This window comes from Roseivirga echinicomitans, assembly GCF_001592935.1.
Taxonomy (GTDB): domain Bacteria; phylum Bacteroidota; class Bacteroidia; order Cytophagales; family Cyclobacteriaceae; genus Roseivirga; species Roseivirga echinicomitans.
Genome location: NZ_LRDB01000001.1, coordinates 549561 through 573425, shown reverse-complemented (window position 1 = coordinate 573425; position 23865 = coordinate 549561). Strand labels below are relative to the sequence as shown.

At 39.6% G+C, this 23865-nt stretch carries 19 protein-coding genes; 3 read left to right on the top strand and 16 right to left on the bottom strand.

Annotated elements, in window-relative coordinates:
• Positions 1-125: 125 nt before the first annotated feature.
• Genes recG through mutY form a run of 5 tightly spaced genes read right to left on the bottom strand, consistent with a single transcriptional unit; the run spans position 126 to position 5714 of the window.
• Positions 126-2219: an ATP-dependent DNA helicase RecG gene (gene recG / locus AWN68_RS02475; RefSeq protein ID WP_068410962.1), complete on the bottom strand. Its 2094-nt coding sequence runs from the start codon at positions 2217-2219 to the stop codon at positions 126-128.
• Between the two features lie 9 nt (positions 2220-2228).
• Entirely contained in the window at positions 2229-2819 is a 591-nt protein-coding gene (gene gldD / locus AWN68_RS02470; RefSeq protein ID WP_245657922.1) for a gliding motility lipoprotein GldD, read from the bottom strand.
• The gene (gene gldE / locus AWN68_RS02465; protein ID WP_068410959.1) at positions 2816-4156 is read right to left on the bottom strand and encodes a gliding motility-associated protein GldE; all 1341 of its coding nucleotides are present in this window, start codon (positions 4154-4156) and stop codon (positions 2816-2818) included. Before gldE ends, gldD begins: the two co-directional genes overlap by 4 nt.
• 18 nt (positions 4157-4174) lie before the next feature.
• Positions 4175-4612, bottom strand: coding sequence for a single-stranded DNA-binding protein (locus tag AWN68_RS02460; protein WP_068410956.1), 438 nt, complete (start codon positions 4610-4612; stop codon positions 4175-4177).
• Between the two features lie 34 nt (positions 4613-4646).
• Positions 4647-5714, bottom strand: a complete 1068-nt coding sequence (gene mutY, locus AWN68_RS02455) for an A/G-specific adenine glycosylase (protein WP_068410953.1) — start codon at positions 5712-5714, stop codon at positions 4647-4649.
• Positions 5715-5869: 155 nt separating this feature from the next.
• Between mutY and AWN68_RS02450 the strand changes: the two genes are divergently transcribed.
• The 3 genes from AWN68_RS02450 to AWN68_RS02440 all read left to right on the top strand — a co-directional run bounded on the left by AWN68_RS02450 (position 5870) and on the right by AWN68_RS02440 (position 8754).
• On the top strand, positions 5870-6172 hold the full coding sequence (locus tag AWN68_RS02450; RefSeq protein ID WP_053221676.1) for an HU family DNA-binding protein: 303 nt from the start codon (positions 5870-5872) through the stop codon (positions 6170-6172).
• A 21-nt stretch (positions 6173-6193) separates the two neighbouring features.
• Positions 6194-7012, top strand: coding sequence for a tetratricopeptide repeat protein (locus AWN68_RS02445; RefSeq protein WP_068410951.1), 819 nt, complete (start codon positions 6194-6196; stop codon positions 7010-7012).
• A gap of 185 nt (positions 7013-7197) precedes the next feature.
• Positions 7198-8754, top strand: coding sequence for an Rne/Rng family ribonuclease (locus AWN68_RS02440; protein WP_068410948.1), 1557 nt, complete (start codon positions 7198-7200; stop codon positions 8752-8754).
• 76 nt (positions 8755-8830) lie between these two features.
• On the opposite strand, the gene AWN68_RS02435 is transcribed toward AWN68_RS02440, so the two are convergent.
• The 11 genes from AWN68_RS02435 to mnmG form a co-directional block, all read right to left on the bottom strand.
• Positions 8831-10645, bottom strand: coding sequence for an acyl-CoA dehydrogenase family protein (locus AWN68_RS02435; RefSeq protein WP_068410945.1), 1815 nt, complete (start codon positions 10643-10645; stop codon positions 8831-8833).
• Positions 10646-10665: 20 nt separating this feature from the next.
• Positions 10666-11844, bottom strand: a complete 1179-nt coding sequence (locus AWN68_RS02430; protein WP_068410942.1) for a thiolase family protein — start codon at positions 11842-11844, stop codon at positions 10666-10668.
• A gap of 37 nt (positions 11845-11881) precedes the next feature.
• A complete protein-coding gene (locus AWN68_RS02425; RefSeq protein ID WP_084362730.1) occupies positions 11882-12238 on the bottom strand; it encodes a four helix bundle protein in 357 nt (118 codons plus the stop codon).
• A 40-nt stretch (positions 12239-12278) separates the two neighbouring features.
• The gene (locus tag AWN68_RS02420; RefSeq protein WP_068410937.1) at positions 12279-14663 is read right to left on the bottom strand and encodes a 3-hydroxyacyl-CoA dehydrogenase/enoyl-CoA hydratase family protein; all 2385 of its coding nucleotides are present in this window, start codon (positions 14661-14663) and stop codon (positions 12279-12281) included.
• 5 nt (positions 14664-14668) lie between these two features.
• Positions 14669-15103: a MarR family winged helix-turn-helix transcriptional regulator gene (locus AWN68_RS02415; RefSeq protein ID WP_068410934.1), complete on the bottom strand. Its 435-nt coding sequence runs from the start codon at positions 15101-15103 to the stop codon at positions 14669-14671.
• Between the two features lie 96 nt (positions 15104-15199).
• Entirely contained in the window at positions 15200-15400 is a 201-nt protein-coding gene (locus AWN68_RS02410; RefSeq protein ID WP_068410931.1) for a hypothetical protein, read from the bottom strand.
• Between the two features lie 12 nt (positions 15401-15412).
• Complete coding sequence (locus tag AWN68_RS02405) at positions 15413-17176, bottom strand: AMP-dependent synthetase/ligase (protein WP_068410928.1); 1764 nt, start codon at positions 17174-17176, stop codon at positions 15413-15415.
• A gap of 50 nt (positions 17177-17226) precedes the next feature.
• On the bottom strand, positions 17227-19050 hold the full coding sequence (locus AWN68_RS02400) for a tetratricopeptide repeat protein (RefSeq protein ID WP_068410926.1): 1824 nt from the start codon (positions 19048-19050) through the stop codon (positions 17227-17229).
• Between the two features lie 373 nt (positions 19051-19423).
• Positions 19424-21061: an Ig-like domain-containing protein gene (locus tag AWN68_RS02395; RefSeq protein ID WP_068410924.1), complete on the bottom strand. Its 1638-nt coding sequence runs from the start codon at positions 21059-21061 to the stop codon at positions 19424-19426.
• Complete coding sequence (locus AWN68_RS02390) at positions 21058-21795, bottom strand: class I SAM-dependent methyltransferase (RefSeq protein WP_068410922.1); 738 nt, start codon at positions 21793-21795, stop codon at positions 21058-21060. The genes AWN68_RS02395 and AWN68_RS02390 overlap by 4 nt, the downstream gene beginning before the upstream one ends.
• 147 nt (positions 21796-21942) lie before the next feature.
• Positions 21943-23808, bottom strand: coding sequence for a tRNA uridine-5-carboxymethylaminomethyl(34) synthesis enzyme MnmG (mnmG, locus tag AWN68_RS02385; RefSeq protein ID WP_068410920.1), 1866 nt, complete (start codon positions 23806-23808; stop codon positions 21943-21945).
• Positions 23809-23865 lie beyond the last annotated feature (57 nt).

Here is a 23865-nt window from a genome sequence, read left to right as displayed (position 1 = left end):
ACGGTATATTGTTCATTGTTCAAACAAATAGTAAAGGCTTTATAGAATATGATGATAGATGCGCGACTCTTCTCCTAAATATATAAATTTATTGATAAAAAGATAATATTTCATAATGGCAAAGATTACGAAATCCTTCCCCAATTCACTACGGCTTTTCTAAGCGACTTGATATGGCGGAGGATATTGCGGTTTTCTTCTTTTTCTAGCTTGGGGTCGGCTTCAAGAATATCGCTGGCGGCATTTCTGGCAGCCTGGAGAATTTGACCATCTTTGGCGATGTCGGCTATCAGTAAATCGAGCACGCCACTTTGTTGGGTTCCGGTAATATCGCCTGGGCCACGGAGCTGGAGATCTACATCGGCAATCTCAAAACCATTGTTGGTGCGCACCATGGTTTCCAGTCGCATGCGGGCTTCTTTGCTCAGCTTGTACTCCGTCATCAGAATACAATAAGATTGCTCTGCCCCACGCCCTACACGGCCCCTCAACTGATGCAATTGCGCCAAACCAAAGCGTTCGGCATTTTCAATCACCATTACCGAAGCATTCGGCACATTTACCCCTACTTCGATCACCGTGGTGGCCACCATAATTTGGGTTTCGTGCTTAATAAAACGCTGCATTTCAAAGTCTTTGTCCTGCGGTTTCATTTTGCCATGCACAATACTAATGTGCTGGTCGGGGAAAGCCCTGCGAATGGATTCATAGCCATCGTCCAAATCCTTCAAATCGAGCTTGGAAGATTCTTCAATGAGCGGATAAACCACATAAATCTGACGGCCTTTTTTGATTTCTTGCTTCATAAAACCAAACACCTGAAGTCGTTTTGCATCGTATTCGTGCAAGGTTTTAATGGGCTTTCTGCCCGCAGGCATTTCATCAATAATAGAAACCTCTAGGTCGCCATACAGCGTCATGGCCAAAGTACGTGGAATAGGTGTCGCAGTCATTACCAACACATGCGGATGGAAACGTTCGTTCTTGCCCCATAACTTCGCCCTTTGTGCTACGCCAAAACGGTGCTGTTCGTCAATAATGGCCAAGCCCAAATTCTTGAATTGAACCACATCTTCGAGCAAAGCATGCGTGCCCACCAAAATGCTAATGCCGCCATCAAGCAAGCCAGCGTGAATCACTTTGCGCTCGCTCTTTTTGCTGGAACCTGTCAGTTTTGCAATGCCAATGCCCAGCGCATCGGCAAAGGGTTTTAAACCCTGATAATGTTGGTCCGCCAGAATTTCGGTAGGTGCCATGATACTGGCTTGCGCACCAGAGCCCACCGCCAAAAGCATGCATATAAAGGCCACAATGGTTTTTCCACTTCCTACATCGCCTTGCAGCAAACGGTTCATCTGCTTCCCCGACTTCATGTCGAAGTAAATTTCTTTGATTACCCGCTTTTGGGCATTCGTTAAGTCAAATGGTAAATGGTTTTTGTAGAAATCGGTGAGTAAGCTGGAGTCGCTAAACACGGCTCCTCGGTATTTTTCTGTTCGGGTGAGTTTTAACTTAAGCAAGCGCAGCTGAATAAAAAACAGCTCCTCGAATTTTAGCCTGAATTGGGCTTTCTTCAATAATTCTTCATTGCCCGGAAAATGAATGTGCCAAAGCGCCAGCTTCTTTTCAATCATTCCATACTGGGTCACTAAACTTTGAGGAAGCGTTTCGTTGATATGCGGTTCAGACAAAACCATTACCTGACGCACCATTTTAGAAATGGCTTTGCTGTCCAAGTATTTGGCCTTCATTTTTTCAGACGTATGATAGACTGGCTGAAGGAATGAAGCCTTTTCGTTTTGCGTGGTCAGCACTTCCAATTCGGGATGGGCAATACTAATCTTTCTTCCAAAAAGAGCGGGTTTACCGAAGACCACGTATTCCACCCCCAGCTGTATTTTCTTCGCTACAAACTGAATTCCCTTAAACCAAACCAGTTCTAGGGTACCGGTTCCGTCCTCAAAGTGGGCAACGAGACGCTTTTTCCGCATTTCGCCCACCGTTTCAATTCTTCTGATTTTACCCTTGACTTGAACGAAGGGTAAATCGCCATGCACTTCTTCAATAGGGTAAAACTTGGTGCGGTCTTCGTAGCGGAAAGGGTAATGTTGGATGAGATCGCCATAGGTGAACAGGCCGATTTCGGCACCAATCAGTGCTGCTTTTTGCGGGCCAACGCCCTTAATAAATTCTATGCGGGTTTCGAAAAAGGATGCCACGGAAACAATTTAATATTTCCATTCTAAAGAGTTCAACATTTCAATTGCATCCTTCTTAATAAAATCAATAATTGGCCTTAGAGAATCGTTTTTATTGGCCGTGTTAAAGTAAAGTGCTCCTCTAAAAAAGTGAGTTGTGCTGTCGGTAGTGAAAAACTGAAACTGGCTGGGTACTTCTCCTGCCAGCTCGGCTATACTTGCTACTTGGTTGTTTCGCATTGGAATAATGCTTTCCCGGATAGAATAAGCTTTAGGATTGTGCTTCATGGTGAGGTCAAAAGCTTCGGTAAGCAGTTCTTCCACATTATTCTCAGGCTTTTTCAAATCCTTGTAAGTGATTTGAATCACGGCATCGTAATCTGGGTAAAATAGGTTGATGTAATACCTACCTGATTTTGGAAAGGTATCGCGCGACAACTCCGCATATTGAGAATAGAAGAAATGATAAGGGAACGTATCGGGTAAAACCTGATAAGCAGACTCCGGTAAATCGATTCGATTGTAGGCTTTTGGTTTAGGCAAATAAGTTTGCTCACAGGCCGAAAGCCCAATGATTAACACAAAAGAAACCAGCAGTAATTTCTGAATCGAATTTCTCAAACTGACACTTTACGGTTGATTAAAACTCTGACCCTCTTAATCCTACGAACGTCCACCGCAACTATTGTGAAAAGGAACTTCTCAAACTTAATTTTTTCTCCAGCCCTAGGCAGCTTGCTGTGCAATTCGAGTAAAAGCCCGCCAAGCGATTCACTTTCTCCCTTCACCTGATCAAAGTAATACTGGTCGATTTCCATGATTTTACAGAAATCATTTAGGGAAGTTTTTCCCTCAAAAATGTAGGTGTTATTATCTAGTTTGTTGAAGGCAATATCGTCATCATCGAACTCATCGTTGATTTCGCCCACAATTTCCTCAATAATATCTTCCATGGTAATCAGTCCGGAAGTACCTCCGTATTCATCCACCACAATGGCCATATGCACCCTTTTGTCTTGGAAGTTTTTCAGCAGACTGTCCACCTTTTTATTCTCAGGAACAAAGAAGCCCGGCCTCATCAGCTCTTGCCATTTAAAATCATCCTCCTTGTCAACATGCGAAAGCAAATCTTTGATGTATAAAACGCCATCAATTTTATCGATGGTCTCGTTGTACACAGGAATTCGAGAGAAGCCACTCTTATTGATTTTGTCCATCAGCTCGTGAAAATCAACTTCGATATCCACAGCCGTAATGTCCATTCTTGATTTCATTACCTGACGAACCGTGAGCGTACTGAAGTTCACAATTCCTTTTAGAATCCCCTTTTCCTCATCGGTAGTATCATCGCCCGTAGTCATTTCAAGCGCCTGATTCAGTTCATCTACCGTAATATTATGCCCTTTTTTCTTCACACGGCTTTCAATTAACTGCGTGAATTTTATCAGTACATAGGCCACTGGCTTTACTATGCCTTCGAAAAAGAATAGCATTCGGGCAGTTGCTCTCGAAAACCTAAGGTTATTCTGTGTGGCGAAATTCTTAGGAAGCACCTCTCCGAAAAAGAGAATCACAAAAGTGACTACAGCGGTTAGAGCCACAACAATGGTTCCTTCACTAGTTTTTTCACCTATGATTTCCCAAGTCACAAAAGTGGTAAGGGTAACAATGGCGATGTTCACCAAATTATTCATGATCAGAATGGTGGCCAATAAGTGGCGCGGCCTTTCCATTAATTGAATAATTAATCTGTTCGCTGGAGTATTGTCGTTTTTACATTCATCGATTTGATCTTCGTTAAGGGAGAAAAACGCCACCTCAGAGCCAGATACAAGCGCAGAAAGTATAACCAAAAAAATAAAAACCACTCCATTGACCACAAGGTATGGAGTGGAAACATCTTGAGTTAAGGCCAGAAGGGCCAAACTAGGATAGGGATCGTCAGTTGCTGATTCCAATATTCTTTTTTTAACTAATTAAAACGGCAAATCATCTGAGTCATCCTCAGGAATGCTCGACACTTCACTAGATTTCTCCGAACTAGGTGAATAAGAAGAGTTTCCTCCGCCACCTTCGTTGTCAGACTTAGTACCTAGCATTGTCAAATTGTTTCCAACAACTTCGGTAGTATATCTCTTATTTCCATCCTGATCATCCCAAGAACGGGTCGTCAGTTTACCTTCAATATACACTTGGTTTCCCTTCTTTAAATATTTCTCTGCAATTTCTGCCACCGGGCTCCAAAGTACAATATTGTGCCACTCAGTTGTGGTCACTCGCTCGCCTTGCTTGTTTTTGTAAGTTTCGCTCGTAGCCAAAGAAAAATTTGCTACGGCTCTTCCATTTTCTAAGTGACGTACCTCTGGATCTTTACCCAAATTGCCTACTAGAATTACTTTGTTTACTCCTGCCATAATATTTATTTTTTGGTTCTATAGAACAATTTAATTAAAAACATTGATCTTCCAAGTATTTGATTATCAAAACAGGCTTTGGAAGGTTGTTTATGTGTTCTAAAGAGTATTTTTTTATTTCTGGATAAAGGGTCATTAATCTAGCCTCATCCTCTGTTTCAAGTTCAATTTTCACGAAGTTGGCGAAAATACGTTGATGCGTCAAAACATGTTCGTATAATTTTGATTCTTCTCCGATTATTGAGTCCGTCAAACCTAGTTTTTGAAGGGTTGAAAGAACCTCCTCTAAATTTATAGGTTTACTGTCTTCCATCAAATAAAAATCAAAGAGACCTTGCCAAACATCACCCTTTCCTCTTTCCTTCATCCAAAACTCTCGTTCCGAATGAAAGGCCAGATAGGTAAAGTATCTTTTTCTAACCTTGGTCTTCTTTGTTTTAACCGGAAGCACTTCAATTTTATTATGGTTGAAGGCAAAACAGTCGTCTTTGAAAGGGCAAACTCCGCAAGCCGGAGACTTTGGAGAACATTGAATGGCCCCAAATTCCATAATGGCCTGATTGTATTGATTTGGTCTTTCCTTATCTAACAGCTCATTCGCCCTAATTTCGAAAACTTTAGGGCCTTGTGTACTCGAAATATCTTCTTCCATTCCAAAAACCCTGCTCAGTACTCTATATACATTGCCATCTACAACGGCATTGGGTTGATTAAAAGCAGATGAGGAAATAGCGGCAGCGGTATATCGTCCTATTCCTTTGAGTTTCAGTAGTTCATCAAACTCAGACGGAAACTCGCCACCAAAATCATTTACCACCATTTTAGCACAGGCATGAAGATTTCTTGCTCTTGAATAATAGCCTAAGCCCTGCCATAAGCGCAGTACTTCGGTTTCGGAAGCATTGGCCAATTCATAAATGGTGGGAAACTGCTCAATAAACCGCTCATAGTAGGGCAAACCTTGCGCAACTCTTGTCTGCTGAAGGATAATCTCTGAGAGCCAAATTGGGTAAGGGTCCTTGGTTTTCCTCCACGGCAGGTCTCTTTTATTTTCTTCATACCAGTTAATTAACTGATTTGCAAACACTTTACTGTCTAACATAGTGCTATCTTGTGCCAAATTAATGCCCCTGCAAGGTATTGGTTAAAATTTGAGGGTTTGTTTTTTAAATTAGAAATGAACTCGTAATTTTGCAGGCCAAAATAACTGGGAATTAGTTTTTTACACAATATTTATAAATCTAAAATTTAACAGCGGTGACGAAAGCAGATGTTATTAACCAAATAGCAGAGAAGACAGGAATAGATCGATCTGATGTTACTACTACGGTGGAAACTCTTTTTACAGTAGTAAAGGATTCAATGGCCGAAGGTGAAAATATCTACGTGAGAGGATTCGGCAGCTTTGTGAATAAGAAAAGAGCAAAAAAGATTGCTAGAAATATCTCTAAAAACACTGCCATCGTAATTGATGAGCACTTTGTTCCAAGCTTTAAGCCTTCAAAGGTTTTTGTAGAGCAAGTAAAGGTGAGCGATAAAGTAAAGATTGCAAACAAGTAAGCTTTAGCCTGATTGGCTATTATGAAAAAGAATCAAATTATACTTCTGAGTGTTGGAATTGTAGCTGTTGTATTATTATACATGCTACCTACCTCCGTAGTAGACAATAAGGAAAATGAAGCTTTAGAATTTGTAGACGAAAGTAAACCAGGCGGAGTGGTGATAGATCACAGCTCTGAGATCCCTGAAGAAATTCAACCAAAAATTGATTTCTGGAAGGATAAACTGGTTTCTGATTCAAACATTAAGAAAGACGAAGTAGCATTGGATTCATTGATGGACATATTTCAAACCATCAACCAATTTGATAGCGCAGCTTATTATGCTGAATCTTTCGCAGAAGAATTTAAAACGATTACACTCTGGCAGAAGGCTGGAGACGCCTATTTCGAGGCTTTTTCTTTCGCTATAGAACCAAACAAAGTAGAAAGACTTGGCAGTAAGACCCGTGAAATGTATGCTAAGGTTTTAGAGCAAACACCAGATAATCTGGATGTTAAAAACAATTTAGCGATGACCTATATTGCGAGTTCTAACCCGATGCAGGGAATTTTAATGCTAAGAGAAATCCTCGAAACAGACGAAAAGAACGAAAAGGCCCTTTTGAACATGGGTCGCCTTTCCATGCAATCAAATCAGTTTGATAAAGCAGTAGAAAGGTTCGAAGCATTAGTGGGTTACCATCCGAATAGCTTAGATGGTAATTATCTTTTAGCGGTATGCTATTTTGAAACAGGGAAGAGCGACAAAGCAAAAGCCCAATTTCAAAAAGTAAAAAACATGGATGCTGATCCAGTTGTGCAAACGGCTGTTGATGAGTATCTGCAAAGGATTAAGTAAAACATTATTTCATTAAAACATTAGAATTATGCCTTGCGGTAAAAAGAGAAAAAGACATAAGATTTCAACTCACAAGAGAAAGAAAAGACTTAGAAAAAACAGACACAAAACTAAGAAGTAGTACTTCTTAGTTTTGTGCTTATACGCATCACTAGTTTAATTATTAACATTTAACTTTTTTCAAATTGAGCAACGAATTAGTAATTAATTCGACTCAAGATGGATGTCGTATAGCCCTTCTGAAAGATAAAAACCTGGTTGAGTTTCATCATGATCATGATGACAACCAGTTTAAGGTAGGTGATATGTACTTGGGCACCGTAAAAAAGATTGTCCAAGGATTGAACGCGGCTTTTATAGATATAGGGTACGAGAAAGATGCTTTTCTGCATTATCTTGACCTTGGTCCGCAAATAAAATCACTAAACAAATACACCAGAATGGCCCAATCGGCCAATGATGTCAACGGTAACCTGAGTAAATTCAAAGGTGAGCCAGACATTAACAAGCTTGGCAAAATGGGTCAAGTGCTGACAAGAGGTCAGCAAATACTTGTTCAGGTTGTAAAAGAACCTATTTCAACAAAAGGGCCACGACTCTCTTGCGAGTTGTCTATAGCTGGGCGCTATATGGTTTTAGTGCCTTTCTCCGATTCTATCAATATTTCTAAGAAAATAACTGATGGAGATGAGAGAAAAAGATTGATGAGATTGATTTCATCGATCAAACCCGAAAAATTTGGTGTCATCGTTCGCACAGTTGCGAAAGGAAAAGATGTGGCCGAGTTAGATAAAGATCTCCGAAACCTCGAAGAAACTTGGATTGAAGGCATTAAAAAGCTTCACAAAGCCAAGCCTAAAGATAAGGTCATCGGAGAAATGAGTAGGGCTTCATCCTTACTCCGCGATATCCTCAACGAATCTTTTGACAGTGTAAGTACGGATGATAAGGAAATCTATAATGAGATTAAGTCCTACATTCAGAAAATCGCTCCCGACAAAGAAAAGATAGCAAAGCTTTATACAGGAAAAGCCAAAATATTTGAAGCTTTTGGAATTGAAAAGCAATTCAAATCGCTTTTTGGTAAAACTGTAAGCTTGCCTAAAGGTGGCTATCTAATTATTGAGCATACCGAAGCACTTCACGTTATTGACGTGAATAGTGGTAATAAATCGAATGCAGGAGAAGATCAAGAAAGCACCGCACTTGCTGTTAATATTGAAGCAGCAAGAGAAGTAGCACGCCAATTAAGGCTGCGCGATATGGGTGGTATTATCGTGATCGACTTTATCGATATGCGTAAGGCTGAAAACAAAAAGCAGCTTTACACTGTAATGCGTGACATTATGGAGGATGACCGTGCTAAAAACACAGTTCTACCCATCACCAAATTTGGCTTAATGCAAATTACACGTCAGCGTGTAAGGCCAGAAATGAACATTACTACCCGCGAAAACTGCCCAACATGTGGAGGAACGGGAAAAGTAGCTGCGACAATACTTGTTTCAGATACAATTGAAAAGAATATCGATTACATTCTTGGTACCCAAAACGAAAAGGGAATTACGCTATTAGTGCATCCTTTTTTACATGCTTATTTCACTAGGGGAATATTCTCTAAAAGGTGGGAGTGGTACAAGAAATATCACACTTGGGTAAAAATTGAAAAAGACAGTTCTTTAAGTCTTTCAACTTATACCATAAACAACAAGCTTGGCGAAGAGATTGCCATTACAGCTTAAGTTTTAAAACATCAATTCAAACGAAAAAGGGAACCTCAAATGAGGTTCCCTTTTTCTTTATCAGTCTATTTGATTGTTATGCGAAATAATAAGGGAATTTTCCCTTAGCAATCATCGTGTCTGCTACTTGTCTTCTAAGCTCCTTAGTATTTACTAAATCCATTTTTGTAAAGCGCTTCAAGCCCATTAACATCACTTTCTGCTCATCACCTTTGGTAAAGGATGCTATAGCCTCTTTGGCTGCTGCATTCACTTTATCGATAGCTTGAGCCATGTAAATCTGTGTCATGGCAATGTAATCCTTGCAAGCTTCCTCACCTCTTTGGCTAACCAACTTCTCTGTTCTTAGCATGGATGATTCTACTGCATAAATCTCTATTAAGATATCGGCAAGGTTCATCATTACCTCTTGTTCGTCTTCAATCTTATCTTGCAACGCCATAGCAGCTTTTCCGCCTACCATAAGGAAAACTTTCTTAAGGTTTTTCACCACTTCTTTTTCAGCATTGAACAACACTGATTTATCGATAGTAGTAAATGAAGGGACAGAAACAAGTTCTTTAGAAACCACCATTGCTGGTTCGAACATGTTCAGTTCACCTTTCATTGCGCGTTTTAAAAGCATTCCAATCATCAACATACGGTTGATTTCGTTGGTCCCTTCATAAATTCTGGCAATACGCGCATCTCTATAAGCTCTTTCCATCGGAGCTTCGGCAGAATAGCCCATACCTCCATATACTTGAACGCCTTGATCCACTACATAATCCAATACTTCAGAACTGTGAATTTTTGCAATGGCACACTCGATGGCGAATTGTTCAACACCCTTAAGCTTGGCTTTGGCATCGTCCATTCCGCCTGCGATCAGGTCGTTAATTTTATCTTCGATGTTCTGACCTGCTCGGTAGTCTAAAGACTCCGTCACGTAGGTCTTAGTGGCCATCTCGGCCAATTTGCTTTTGATAGCACCAAAGCTTGAAATCGACACACCGAATTGCTTACGTTCGTTGGCATATTGAGTAGCATGAGAAATTACAGTTCTGCAACCTCCCAAAACACCTGCTCCCAATTTCACACGACCAATGTTCAATATATTCACCGCGATTTTGAAACCATTCCCTCTATTAGAAAGCATGTTTTCCACAGGAACTGGGCAATCGTTAAAGAATACCTGGCGAGTTGAAGAACCTTTAATACCAAGCTTCTTCTCTTCCTCATTCATTGTGATGCCACCGAAGGTTTTCTCAACAATAAAGGCAGTCAAATTCTTATCGTCTTCAATCTTAGCGAATACAATAAACAAGTCCGCGAAACCTGCATTCGAGATCCACATTTTCTGACCCGTAACATTATAGTGCTTTCCATCCGCGGATAGAACAGCCTTTGTCTTTCCTGAATTGGCATCAGACCCAGCATCAGGCTCTGTCAAGCAATAACAAGCAGCCCATTCGCCAGTGGATAGTTTCGGTAAATACTTTTCTTTCTGCGCTTCAGTTCCATAATAAAGAATGGGCAAGGTTCCGATTCCAGTATGTGCACCATAGGTTGTAGAGAACGATCCTGCTGCACCAATTACATCGGCCATCAGCATACTTGTATTGAAGCTCATTCCTAAGCCTCCATATTGCTCTGGTACGGTGATGCCCAAAAGGCCTAATTCACCGGCCTTCTTAAATATTTTAGGAACCAAATCTGGCTCTTTCATACTGTCTATACGATCAGCATTAGGCGTAATTTCTGTTTCGATGAAATCGCTACAGGCCTGCGCCATCATTTTTTGCTCTTCGCTAAATTCTTCAGGAATAAAAACTTCCTGAGCAGGAGTTTCCCTTACTAGAAATTCACCGCCCTTAATTGATGCTTTATTGGTTACGTTTTCGCTTGACATTGCCTTATTATGTTTACAACCTATTTCAAAAATTCATAAATACCTGCTACGCCTTGGCCACCGCCTACACAGGCCGTTACCATTCCGTATTTAGAGTTGCCTCTTCTTCTCATCTCGTTGAAGAGTTGAACCGAAAGTTTTGCTCCTGAACATCCAAGTGGATGTCCTAAAGCAATTGCTCCACCATTAACATTCAGAATAGAGCGGTCAAAGTCTAGCGCTTTGATTACTGCCAAAGACTGTGCTCCAAATGCTTCGTTCAATTCGATCAAATCAAGATCCGACTGTTTCAAACCAGCTTGCTTTAATGCTTTCGGCACTGCATCTACTGGGCCTATTCCCATAATTCTTGGGTGAACACCCACAGCGGTATAAGTAACCATCCGAGCGATAGGCTCTAAGCCTAGTTCTTTTACCATTTTCTCAGACATAACCATCACGAATGATGCTCCATCTGAAACTGGAGAAGAGTTACCAGCCGTTACTTGACCACCATGAGCAAATACCGGCCTTAAGCCCGCCAATATTTCCATTGAAGTGTCTCCTCTTGGGCCTTCATCCTTATCTACAGTGTAAGTTTTTTCAGCCATTTTTCCGCTAGCGTCAACGAATTTCTCCGTCACCTTAATCGGAACAATTTCGTCATCGAATTTGCCATCAGCTTGCGCTTTCACAGCCTTTTGATGTGACTCAAAAGCAAATTGATCAGACTCTTCTCTGGTGATATTATATTCCTTTCCTACTTGCTCAGCTGTTAGGCCCATGCTTAAGTAGTAATCTTTATGTTCTGTGGCCAGCTTATAGTTAAGGGCAGTTTTATAACCCATAACTGGTACTTGACTCATAGATTCAGTTCCTCCAGCGATAATACAATCTGCGGTACCTGCATGAATTCTAGAAGAAGCCAAAGCAATGGCTTCCAAACCAGACCCACAATAACGGTTAACGGTAACACCAGGGACTCCAATAGGTAATGACAATAGAGAAATCATTCTTCCCATTTGCATGCCTTGTTCAGCCTCTGGCACAGCGTTACCTACAATAAGGTCATCTACTCTTGTCGGATCAAAGTTGGCCACCTGACCAACCAAGTGTTTAATTACTTCAGCAGCCATGTCATCAGAACGTACGCTTTTAAGCACACTGCGCTTACCACGTCCTACGGCTGTTCTATATCCTGCAACTATATATGCGTCCATATTTTTAGATTTTAGTAGTCAGACGTTAGACGTCAGACTAGTGGTTCCTTAATTTTTTAATAAATGCTACAATCATTTTTTGAATCTCTGAAAGACTAGAGGTCAGATTTTCATGCTTAATTTGATCAATGTAATCCATGTCCAAAGCAACAAAAAGCAAACTTTCTAATTCGTGACATGACCCTAAAGACATATCTAAAAATCTCGCAAAATCTTGATCAGAACCTCTTCCAGATCCTTCGGCAATGCATGACATTATTGAAACCGAAGCGCTTCGCATTTGAGAAATTAAGTTGAATCTCTCAGAATCTGGAAGCTCATTTGAAACAACATATACTTGCTTAACAAGTATCCTTGCCTTCTGCCAAATCTTCAATTCTTTAAAATTATGCACCTACTGTTTTGTCTTGTGTCTATCATCTAGAGTCTAACCTCTAGTTTCTAAGCGGTTTTCCTTTGAAAAGAATGCTGTGAATTCGCTCTAAGGTTTTTGGCTCGGCCGTAAGTGCCAAGAAAGCCTCGCGCTCTAAATCAAGAAGGTATTGTTCTGATACTTCTTGTGGAGCAGTTAAGTCTCCACCACACATTACGTAACCTACTTTTCTAGCAATTTTAGCATCGTGCTCAGAAATATAATTTCCAAAAAGCATTCCATTAATTCCCGCTTCAAATAACGCCAAGCCTGTTACGCCTTGTACCTTGACATCTTTTCTCTCCACTGGCTGGGTATAGCCCGCTTCGTGCAATTCAAGCACTTTTTTCTTAGCGTCAGAAATCAATCGTTTTCTGTTCATTGTGATGCCGTCAGTCGGTCGAAGAATATTCATTCCTCTGGCTTCCTCTGCCGAAGTAGCAACCTTAGCAGTCGCAATATTCATAAACGCCTCTTGAAGTCGGTTCAATTCTGGATCACCCGCTACGTAAGAATCTGCAGCTCTTAAAGCAAGTTCCTTCGTTCCTCCTCCACCAGGGATAAGGCCAACACCCACTTCAACCAAACCAATGTAGGTTTCAGCATGGGCTTGAATAGCATCGCAATGCAACGACAACTCACAACCTCCACCCAACGCAAGTCCTGCCGGTGCAGCCACTACTGGTATTGATGAGAATTTGGCCAGCCTCATTGTATTCTGGAATTGAGCAATCATCAAATTGATCTCGTCATAATCCTGATCACCAGCATACATAAACAGCATAGCTAAGTTTGCTCCTGCTGAGAAATTTGGTCCTTCGTTTCCAATAACCAAACCCTTATAATCTTTCTCTGCCATAGAAATGGCAGTTTGAATTCCTTCAATGACCTCAGCGCCCATTGAATTCATTTTGGTATGGAACTCTAAGCAAAGCACACCATCTCCGATATCAAAAACTGATGCACCAGGATTGCCCCAAACCTTATTGGTTTCGCGAATATTTTCTAAGATGATCAACTCATCTAAGCCCGGAATTACTTTATATGATTTTGAAGGAATATCGTAATAGTGCTTTATTCCTTTTTCAATTTTATAAAAAGCATCGTTTCCTACTTCAAGCATTTCATACACCCAAGCCGCAGGCTTAAAGCCCATGGCTTCCATTTTATCAACTGTAGCTTTTACGCCTAGTAAATCCCATGTTTCGTAAGGACCGAGCTCCCATCCAAAACCAGCACAAACTGCTTGGTCTATTCTGTAGAGTTCGTCTGAAATTTCTGGAATTCTGAACGAAACGTATTTGAAGGTATCGTAGAATGTAGTTCTATAGAACTCACCTGCTTTGTCATCAAAGTTGACGAGTGTTTTAATTCTGGCTTTTAAATTTTCTTCTTCCTTAACAGCTTCAAGCGCTTTGAAATTCGCCCTTGTTCGTTCACCGTATTCGTAGGTTTTTAAATCAAGCTCAAGAATTTCTGTCTTACCATTGGCGTCTTTCGTTTTCTTGAAATAGCCTTGCTTAGACTTGTCGCCAAACCAACCTCGCTTATGCACTTCTTCAACAATACCTGGAAGAATAAACTTCTCTCTGGCCTCGTCATTCTGTAAGCCCTTATGCAAATTGTTGGCAACATTAACCGTAGTATCAAGTCCAACAACGTCCATGGTACGGAAAGTAGCAGATTTAGCACGACCAATAATTGGCCCAGTCATTCTATCCACCTCACCTACAGTAAGCCCCATTTCTTCAATGGTGTGCATAGCAGACATAATAGCATAAATACCAATTCTGTTGGCAATAAACGCTGGGGTATCTTTACAAAGCACGGTTTCCTTTCCTAAGAAAAGGTCTCCATAATGCATTAAGAAATCAATGATCGCTGGGTCTGTTTTAGGCCCAGGAATGATTTCCAGCAAACGTAAATACCTTGGGGGGTTGAAGAAGTGAGAGCCACAGAAATGCTTCTGGAAATCTTCGCTTCTACCTTCGCACATCAAATGCATAGGAATACCAGATGTATTCGATGTAATAAGTGTTCCTGGTTTTCTATGCTTTTCAACTTGATCGAAGATGATCTTCTTAATATCAAGTCTTTCCACTACCACTTCAATAATCCAATCCACTTCAGAAACTTTAGACATGTCGTCTTCAAAGTTTCCAGTGGAAATTCTATTTGAAAAACTCAAGTCATAAATTGGAGATGGCTTAGATTTTAAGGCTGTGGTCAATGCATCATTTACCAGTTTGTTTCTGGCCGCCTTATTGGATTTTTGTTCTTCGGGTAAATCCCTTGGTACCATATCCAATAACAATACTTCTACTCCGATATTAGCAAAATGGCAAGCTATACGTGAGCCCATCACTCCTGAACCTAATACCGCAACTTTTCTAATCGATCTGTTCATGTGTTCTAAAAGATTGATTTTTTATCTATAAGATTATTTATCTGTTCTATTACTTCGAAAAAGGTGTCTAGCTTTTCTTTTTCTATTAACTCGTTAGCGGTAGTATTAAACTCCAAAACCGTGGCACGGGATATCTCTCTCTTCTGTTTTCCAAGTTCAGTAAGAAATATTCTAACCGAACGACCATCATTAGGGTCTTTCTCACGATATATAAAGCCCTTTTCTTCCATGCTTTTGAGCATGCGAGTAAGGCTTCGTGATTCTAATCCCATTAAAGGGGCAATTTTTGTAGCTGGAGTTCCTTCTTTACTATTAATAATAAGAAGTACAAAACCGATAGAAGTGGTAATGTCGTGTTTTACTGCCTGCTGGTTATACATGCGGTAGATCGCATGCCAAAGCATTTTTACGTTGTGGTCTATGGTTTCTTCTCTCTTCATAATCCTGTAAGGGTTACGAAGTTAAAGAAAATTTGTTATGCATGCATACTATTTTTTTGAAAAATTTTGTCTCTTCTTTTAAATAGAGAATCTCCTTTACAAGTCGATAAGGTCAAAATCTTCTCCTTTTCCGTAACGTATAAGATCAAAAAGATGATACGTATCTAAAGAGTTGAGGTCTTTAAGAAGGCAGTCTTCATTTGCTTTTATTTCGATTACTTCAAACTCAAATGTTTCTGAAAAATTAATGAGCTTAAACTTCTTACCTACCCGTAAATTATTAAATGATTTTGCCATTGAGCGAAGGTATTACACTGCGTAAATCTTCTCTATTAGATCGGCATATTTTTCTTTTATAATTCTTCTTTTAAGTTTTAATGTTGGCGTGAGTTCCCCTGAAGCTATCCCCCATTGGTCATTCAGTATTTCAAACTTTTTTACCTGTTCCCAATTGCCAAAACTCTGATTTGTAGCGTCTACTTCTGCTTGAAACTTATTCATTATCTGGACATTCTTGAGCAAATCAGGGTCGGTTCTATTTAAGCCATGACGATCTGCCCAACCTCCAACTGCTTCTAAGTTCGGAACGATAAGGGCCGCTGGAAATTTCCTGTTTTCGCCAATAACCATTACTTGTTCTATCAGAACCGATTCTTTAAGCTTATTTTCCATTACCTGAGGGGCAATGTATTTGCCCCCAGAAGTTTTAAACATTTCCTTTTTTCGATCGGTAATTCTTAAAAAATTCTCATCGGTCAATTCGCCAATATCTCCAGTATGGAACCATCCATCTACAATTACCTCATCTGTTTTCTCTTGGTCTTTATAGTAACCCATCATTACGTTAGGCCCTTTCACCAAAATTTCTCCGTCATCGGCAATTTTGACCTGGACACCGGTAAGAAGCGGGCCAACATAATCCAGTTTGGCTTGAGTTGGGTCTGGCATACCAATACTGATACCAGGCGATGTTTCGGTTAGTCCATATCCTTCTAGTATTTTAATATCTGCTGCCCAAAATACCCTCTTGAGGCGTGGCTGAATTGCAGAGGCCCCGACAATAATGTGACGTACATTTCCGCCTAGTGCAGCCTGCCATTTACTGAAAATGAGCTTTCGAGCAATTTTCAACTGAAGGTCATACACAAAACCCATTGCCTGATCTGGGTTATATTTAAGACCCAAGTTTACAGCCCAAAAGAACAGCTGCTTCTTAATTCCCGAAAGGGCAAAACCTTTGGCTATGATCTTGTCATAAATTTTTTCGATGAGCCTAGGAACAGTGTTGAATCCGTGAGGCTTAATTTCTTGTAAATTATCACTTATGGTCTCTAGGCTTTCAGCATAATGAATAGACAGGCCAAGCTGAAAGTAGAAGTAAATTGCGGTGCGTTCAAAAATGTGGCACAATGGCAAAAAGCTAAGCACCCTGTCATGGCCATTGTTATATTCTGCCCTTTCGGAAACCGCTGTGGCATTTGAAATAATGTTCTTATGATTAAGCATTACACCTTTTGGCCGGCCAGTTGTACCTGAGGTGTAAATAATGGTGACAAGGTCGAACTCATTTACTTGAGCCTTCCTTTTTTCCATTTCTTCCTTTTGTTCTTCAGAACCTGAAGTCAGAAGGGTGGACCAGTGCTCCGTAACTGTAGATTCATCAAAAATATAGATGTCTAAATCCAAGTTTGCTTTTGCCGCTCCATTTTTCGCCTTTTGATATATTTCTTCGGTAGAAACAAAAACGAGTTTACTTTCAGAATGCTCAAAGATAAAAGCATAATCGTCTTCAGAAATGGTTGGGTACATCGGAACACTGATGGCTCCAATTTGCTGAATGGCTATATCTGCAAAGTTCCATTCAGTTCTGTTTTCACTTATTATAGCTACTTTTTCTCCTACTTGAATTCCCTTGCTCATCAGCCCAAAAGAAAGCTGAGTAGATTTTTCTATGACCTCTAGGGTTGAGTACTTTCTCCATTTACCCTCCTTTTTATCGGCAAGGCAAACATCAAGGTTATATTGTTCTAACTGTAGTGGTAGCAGTTCAAAAAGTCGGGTTGCTGTCTTCATAATAGTTGGCTAATGTTCATCAAGATAATAAAATGCGGGAGCAGTAAAAATTAACCAAAGTCTCCTCGTAGTTCTCTGAGTCTTTTTCTGGCTTCTGAAACAAAGATACTTCCCTTGAATTTTTCGAGAAGCTGAAGGTAAACCTCCATTGCCTTTTCATTGTCTTTTAAATCATCTTCCAAAATAATACCTGTGAGAAATAAGGCGTCATCGCCCAAAATTTCATAATAATGCCCCTCATTTATTACGCCCAATGCCGTTAAGGCTTTATCAAAATGACCAAGTTCTCTTTCTGTTTTAGCCATTAAAAAATAGACTTCATCAATAATGGAGTGGTTCGGATATTTTACAATCATTTGATTCAATGCTGCTATGGCTTCATTTTTTTGATTCTGAAAAAGCTGAAGTTCAATATTTGCGTACTCTTGCATTACCACATCGGTTGAATCAAAAACTGTATTGTTCTTAATTAGAATACTCAAGTTCAAAGCGTCATTAGCAATTTCTCTTGATGTGGCGAGCTTCAGAATATCCAAGTGACTTTGGGCAAGCTCAAACTCACCTTTGAAGTAAGAAAGCTTCGCGCTCTTCAATTTAGCTTCATATCCCAACGGTTCGTCTTTAAACATTCTTTCTACCTGAGCATAAAGCAAAATAGATTCCCAGGGTTCTTCATTGAGCAGATATATATCTGCCAAGTCCATTTTAGACTCAGCAATTACTCTGTGCTTACCAACCGGTTGGTTCACATTTTCCGTAAGAATTTCAATGGCTTTCGGAATTTCATTTAAGTAAAAGGCATACAGATGAGCAACCCTTCGATTGGCGTCAATGATATTAAAGACATCACGCAAGCTTTCTTTATAGTCCTGATATTTAACAATCAGACTTTTAATAGCTGTAGTATCTACCGGATAAGTTTCTTTTACCACCTCTTCATCCGCCAATAGAACATAACGTGATGCTAAACTCCGACTGGGGCTCTCTGGAAACTCATTCAAAACATAATCGAAGGCCTTTTGCGCAGTTTTATATTCTTGATTTCTAAAAGCGATGAGACCAACGTTAATAATGTTCTCGGCATTGTTCTGAAGTCTTCTATCAAGCGCTCTAGCCTGCCGTAAGGCAGCGGAAAAATTTTTCTGTTGTAGGTGTGTCCATACCAATAGATCGTTGTAGATGGGGTTACCCGCGTCTTTCTGAATGAAATCATAGAGCGTAGTCTCAAGTGTATCTAAATCTTCTGGTTCGGTAAGCGCTCTTTGAAATGAGTTTTTAACATAGCTGAGGTTTTGCGGCTGAGATTTTGAAAAAACGAGGTATTCCAAAACCATCTCTTGCTTTTGGTTCATCAGTTGGTAAGCATTCGCAAGTTCTAATGAAAACATATCGGGACGGTTCATTGCCTTTCTTCCTTCTTGATAAGTTTCCAGTGCTTTTTGCCTTAAGTTCTTCTCGAAGAACACCTGTGCTAAAAACCTTATGCCATTCGTTTTATTGTTTTCTCCAGCGTCTTTCGCCTGTTCGGCAATTATATCATTGAATACCTTCTCAGCTTTCTCTTCGTCCTTTTGACTTTTGTACAACATACCTAAGTCAACTTTATAGAAGAAGTTATCTGGGTTATCCTTAATCGTACCCTTTAGATATTTTTCAGCTTCATTAAATTCTTCTTCACTTAGAAGTAACTTCAGGTAATTTTCATGTATTCGAGAAATATTTGAGTTGTCCTTCGCTAATCTTTTATATTCCTTAAGTGCTTTCTCAAATTCTCCTTGTTCATAGTATTCATTGGCAAGTGCTATCGCATCGACTTGCGAAAAAGCAATAGTACTCATGAGTATCATAAAAAGTAAAAGAGCTGTTTTCCTCATAGTTGTCAACATTTTCAACACGGTAGTAATTAAAGATAGTTAATTGATTAAAGATAATTACTCTCTATTAAGACTGTGGATATGTGTATAACTTCATTACTCACATTTTGTATTTAGATCTGTGAACAACTTGTATACTTATTTAAGGTTATAAACATCTTATTAACTTTCAATATATTGATTAATAAGTACTTAAGAAATTTGAATAAAAAGTCCGTCATTTTGTGGATAATGATTAATGACTTTTAAAATGTGGATGAGGTTTTGAAAATTACGTGAAAGGTTGAGGTTTTATCCACTTGGCCTGATGTTGTTAGGGAGGAATGTGGATGAGTGTGGATGGTAGTGTCTCTACCCTCTTTCTTATTCACAGTTAATAGTTGTTATTCACAGTGTGTGAAATATTAATATCGCCTATTTCCCAGTTCTTTTTAACGCTTATATTTTTGCTTTTCGAAGATGGATCTGTGTAGAAAATAATTGTTTCTGAAGATGTTCTTGTCAGGATATTTCCGACATCTAGCCTTTTATTGTTGTTAGTATCTACTATCATTCTTACTTTATAATTACCAGCATCAAGGTTGTTGAAGGTGTACTTTTTGATATTGTACAGCTCACGAATTACTTTTCCTTGATTGTTTAATAACTGAAGTATAAAGTTGGGAGCATCAGTTGCGATGGTTCCTTCTATAATACCAGAGTCTTCAGATTTGGCTACTTGAAATGTTTTTTGAATAACTGATGATGTATCCGATTCAATGCTAATGAATGCTCCTGATTCGAAGATGGCTTTGAACTGTTCTCCAGGTTTAATGAAATTGCTCGCATTTAGTGACCATGAAATTTCTGTTTTGGAACTGTTCCATGTGAGGATTGAATCGGGTAAAGAAAACTTATTTAGACTGTCCTTTTGTAAAATGACTTTTTCAGCTTGATAAGTAGCAATGGGTTTGTTGAAAGTTGCTTTCAATTCAAAATTATTTGTAACGTATGATGAAGATGGAGTAATTTCTTGGTTGAGTTTATCTCCATCTAAATCAGACTCATTAAAGTAGACTTTTATGTTTTGCTTTAAATTACTGTTGATGGAATCATTTGCGTGTACTACAACTTTTGTTGAATCACCGTAGGTGGCTTTGGTATTATAAATTCTGATCTTATCAGGAGCATAGAGATGATGAACCAAAGGAGTATCATTATGAGATTCCAATTGATAAGATGTGATGGGTTTGTTGAAAGTGATATCGTAATATTTTCCGAAATGACGGTTTGTCTTTATTGATAAAGGAAGGGCATTGAGTCGCTGTAGTGAGAATGAAAGCTGCGAAGTGTTTTCGTTGAGCTTAACTGTATCTTTCAAAAAGCCATATAACTCTTTATCAGTATCTGCTTTTGAGTTGTTGTTTTTATCTAAAGCAGCATAAACAAAGAAATTTCCCGTGGGAAGATTTTGAAATTTATAGTTACCAGCGGTATCTGTTTTTGTCAAGTATAGCGCTGCGCCAGAAGTTATGTTCAATGTATCAGACGAAGGATATAATGAAACCAACGCTTCCTTCACAGGTTCTGCAGTATAGAGGTTTGTTATTTTTCCTGAAAGGGTTAAGGAATCAATAGTTGCTCCTGTAGAAAAGCTGAGGTAAAGATTGGATGGAACATTTCCTTCGTTAAGGTCCTGAATAGTATTTCCGAAGTTGAAGGAATAAGTTGTGTTCTCTCTCCAAGTACTATCGAATAGGAGATAAACAGTATTACGCTTAATTCGAGTTTTGAAATTGCCTTCAATGGAAGGTGTTATAATCAGATTATTATCAATGGATTTAGTGGTTACAGCTTCATCAAATACAAGGGTAATGGTCTTTTCATTGAATAGCGTTTGACCATCTTTTGGACTAGAATTTATTAGTACAGGTGGGTCTTTATCTTCCGGTCCACCAGTTGGTGATGACACGCGAGCACAACCCAATAGTGATAATAGTATGAGAATGAAAAGGGTCTGTATTCTGGTCATTTTCTGAGAATATAAATTAAGCTACTGTATTCGCCATTGCTTGTTGCTTTCCGGTTAGATTTGAATCCATTCAATAATCCACGAACTAGTGTCATAGAATTACCCGCATATTTTTCTGAAAGCATACTTACGTAAAAGGAATCGAATACCATTGGTTCGATTTTATCAATTTTTAGGCCATGTTCTTGTGCTAAGTGTTTCACGGAGTTTCGATCGAAATGGTATAGATGTCTGGGTACATCATAACCTGCCCAATGCTGCTGGTAATGTTCAGCATCAAAGGATTTGTGGTTGGGAAGGGCGAGTAATAAGATTCCCTTTGGTTTGAGTTGCTTGGTGAGTAAGGCTAGTACCGAATTGAGATCATGTACGTGCTCTAAAACATGAAATAATGTGATTACATCGTAAGTATTAAGTTGAATTGATTCTAAATTATGTAGAATTAATTTTTGAATTGATTTATTATTATGCTCTAATGCATTTTGGTCCGGTTCGTACCCTTTAGAAACCCATCCCCTCTTTGTAGTATAATCTATGAAATGGCCGGTGCCGGAACCATAGTCCAAATGATGTATCTCTGAGGTCTGGCCAATTAAGGATTGAATGAGTCTATATTTTTTACGAAGCGTATATGACCGCACCAGCTTGTATAGAATACTGGAGATGCTTTTTATTTTATTCGAATGAGATATATAATCGGTTGACTTATAATAAGGGCCAATTGCTGTATGCATTGGTCGTGGATTAGTAAAGACCAAATGGCATGAAGAACACTCCATCAGTTCGAATACTTCATGACTTAAAAAGTGATCACTGACTGTTGAATGATGTTCAAAATGAGAATTGCCGCAAAGTGGACATTGTTCTAAGTTCTCCATTCTTTATTGCGCCATGTATACCATAAGTACTGAAATATCTGCTGGAGAAACACCACTAATTCTGGAAGCTTGACCGATGGTAGATGGCTTTATTTTTTTGAACTTCTCACGTGCTTCTGCAGATAGAGCGCTGATGGAATCAAAATCAAAGTCATTCTGAATAGCATGATTTTCCAAGCTACTGATCTTGTCTGCGAGCTTTTCCTCTTTGTCTATGTAGTCTTCATATTTGATAAGAATATCAACTTGCTCTAGAATCTCAGGATCATACTTTGCTAAGTAGTCAGCCATTTCTTCATCAAAGGCAGGCAGGTCGTAGATGTTTATTTGAGGTCGCTTTAACAGTTTTGCATAATTGGTTCGGTGCTCTATTGTTGCAGTCCCAAGTGCAGTAAGTGCAGGATTGGCCTTATCAGGATCAATCTTCTTTTGTCTAATATCGTTCAATAACTTCGACACAGACTTCTTTTTCTCTTCTACAATTTTGAGTCTTTCGTCCGAAGCCAAACCTAGCTTATGACCTTTTGCAGTGAGACGAATGTCAGCATTATCTTGCCGTAATAGTATTCTGTATTCAGCTCTAGACGTGAACATTCTATAAGGTTCGTCAGTGCCTTTGTTGATTAAGTCATCAATCAATACTCCGATATATGCTTCCGACCTTCCTAAAACAAAAGGCTCTTTATCGTGTGTTTTATTGTGCGCATTGATTCCTGCCATTAACCCTTGACAGGCCGCTTCCTCATATCCAGTGGTTCCATTAATTTGGCCAGCGAAATATAGATTCTGAATAAGGTTGGTTTCGAGTGTTGTGCTCAACTGAGTTGGGGGGAAATAATCATATTCGATGGCATAACCTGGCCTGAACATTTTAGCATTTTCGAAACCAGCTATTTTACGAATAGCTTTGAACTGTACGTCTTCAGGAAGAGATGTTGAAAATCCATTGACATAGATCTCAACGGTATCCCAACCTTCAGGCTCAACAAAAACCTGATGCCTCGTTCTCTCAGCAAAACGATTGATTTTGTCTTCAATAGATGGACAATAGCGTGGGCCTAAACCTTGAATTCTACCATTGAACATTGGTGACCTGTCGAAACCAGTCTCTAATATTGCGTGTACTTCCGGGTTCGTATAGGTAATGTAGCAACTTCTTTGTTGTGCCAATGGAGTTGTTGATGGCGAAAAAGAGAACTTTCCGGGCACTTCATCCCCCTTCTGTTCTTCCATTTTTGAATAGTCTAAAGATCTACCATCTACTCTGGGAGGAGTTCCTGTCTTCATTCTCCCGGACTCAAAGCCAAGCTGAACGAGTTGTTCGGTGATTCCTTTGGATGCTCCTTCTCCTGTTCTTCCGCCACCAAACTGCTTTTCTCCAATATGAATCAGGCCATTTAGGAAAGTACCATTGGTAAGGATTACAGATTTTGATCTAATTTCTATCCCCATTCCCGTGGTAATACCCACTGCAGTATTGTTTTCGACAATAATGCCAGTGACCATTTCTTGCCAAAAATCAACATTAGGATTACTCTCTAGTGCCAATCGCCACTCTTCAGCAAACCTCATTCGGTCACTTTGAGTACGCGGACTCCACATGGCTGGGCCTTTTGACTTGTTGAGCATCCTGAATTGGATCATGGATTTATCGGTAACAATTCCCGACATGCCTCCAAGCGCATCAATTTCCCTAACGATTTGACCTTTGGCCACACCTCCCATTGCTGGGTTACATGACATTTGGGCTATGGTATTCATGTTCATGGTTACTAACAGAACCTTTGAACCCATAGTCGCGGCAGCATTTGCAGCTTCGCATCCAGCGTGACCGGCACCAACAACTATGACATCGTATTGATTGAACATATGATTTTTCTACTTGATGTTTCACGTGGAACAGTTCTGGTTGAACACCCTTTATGT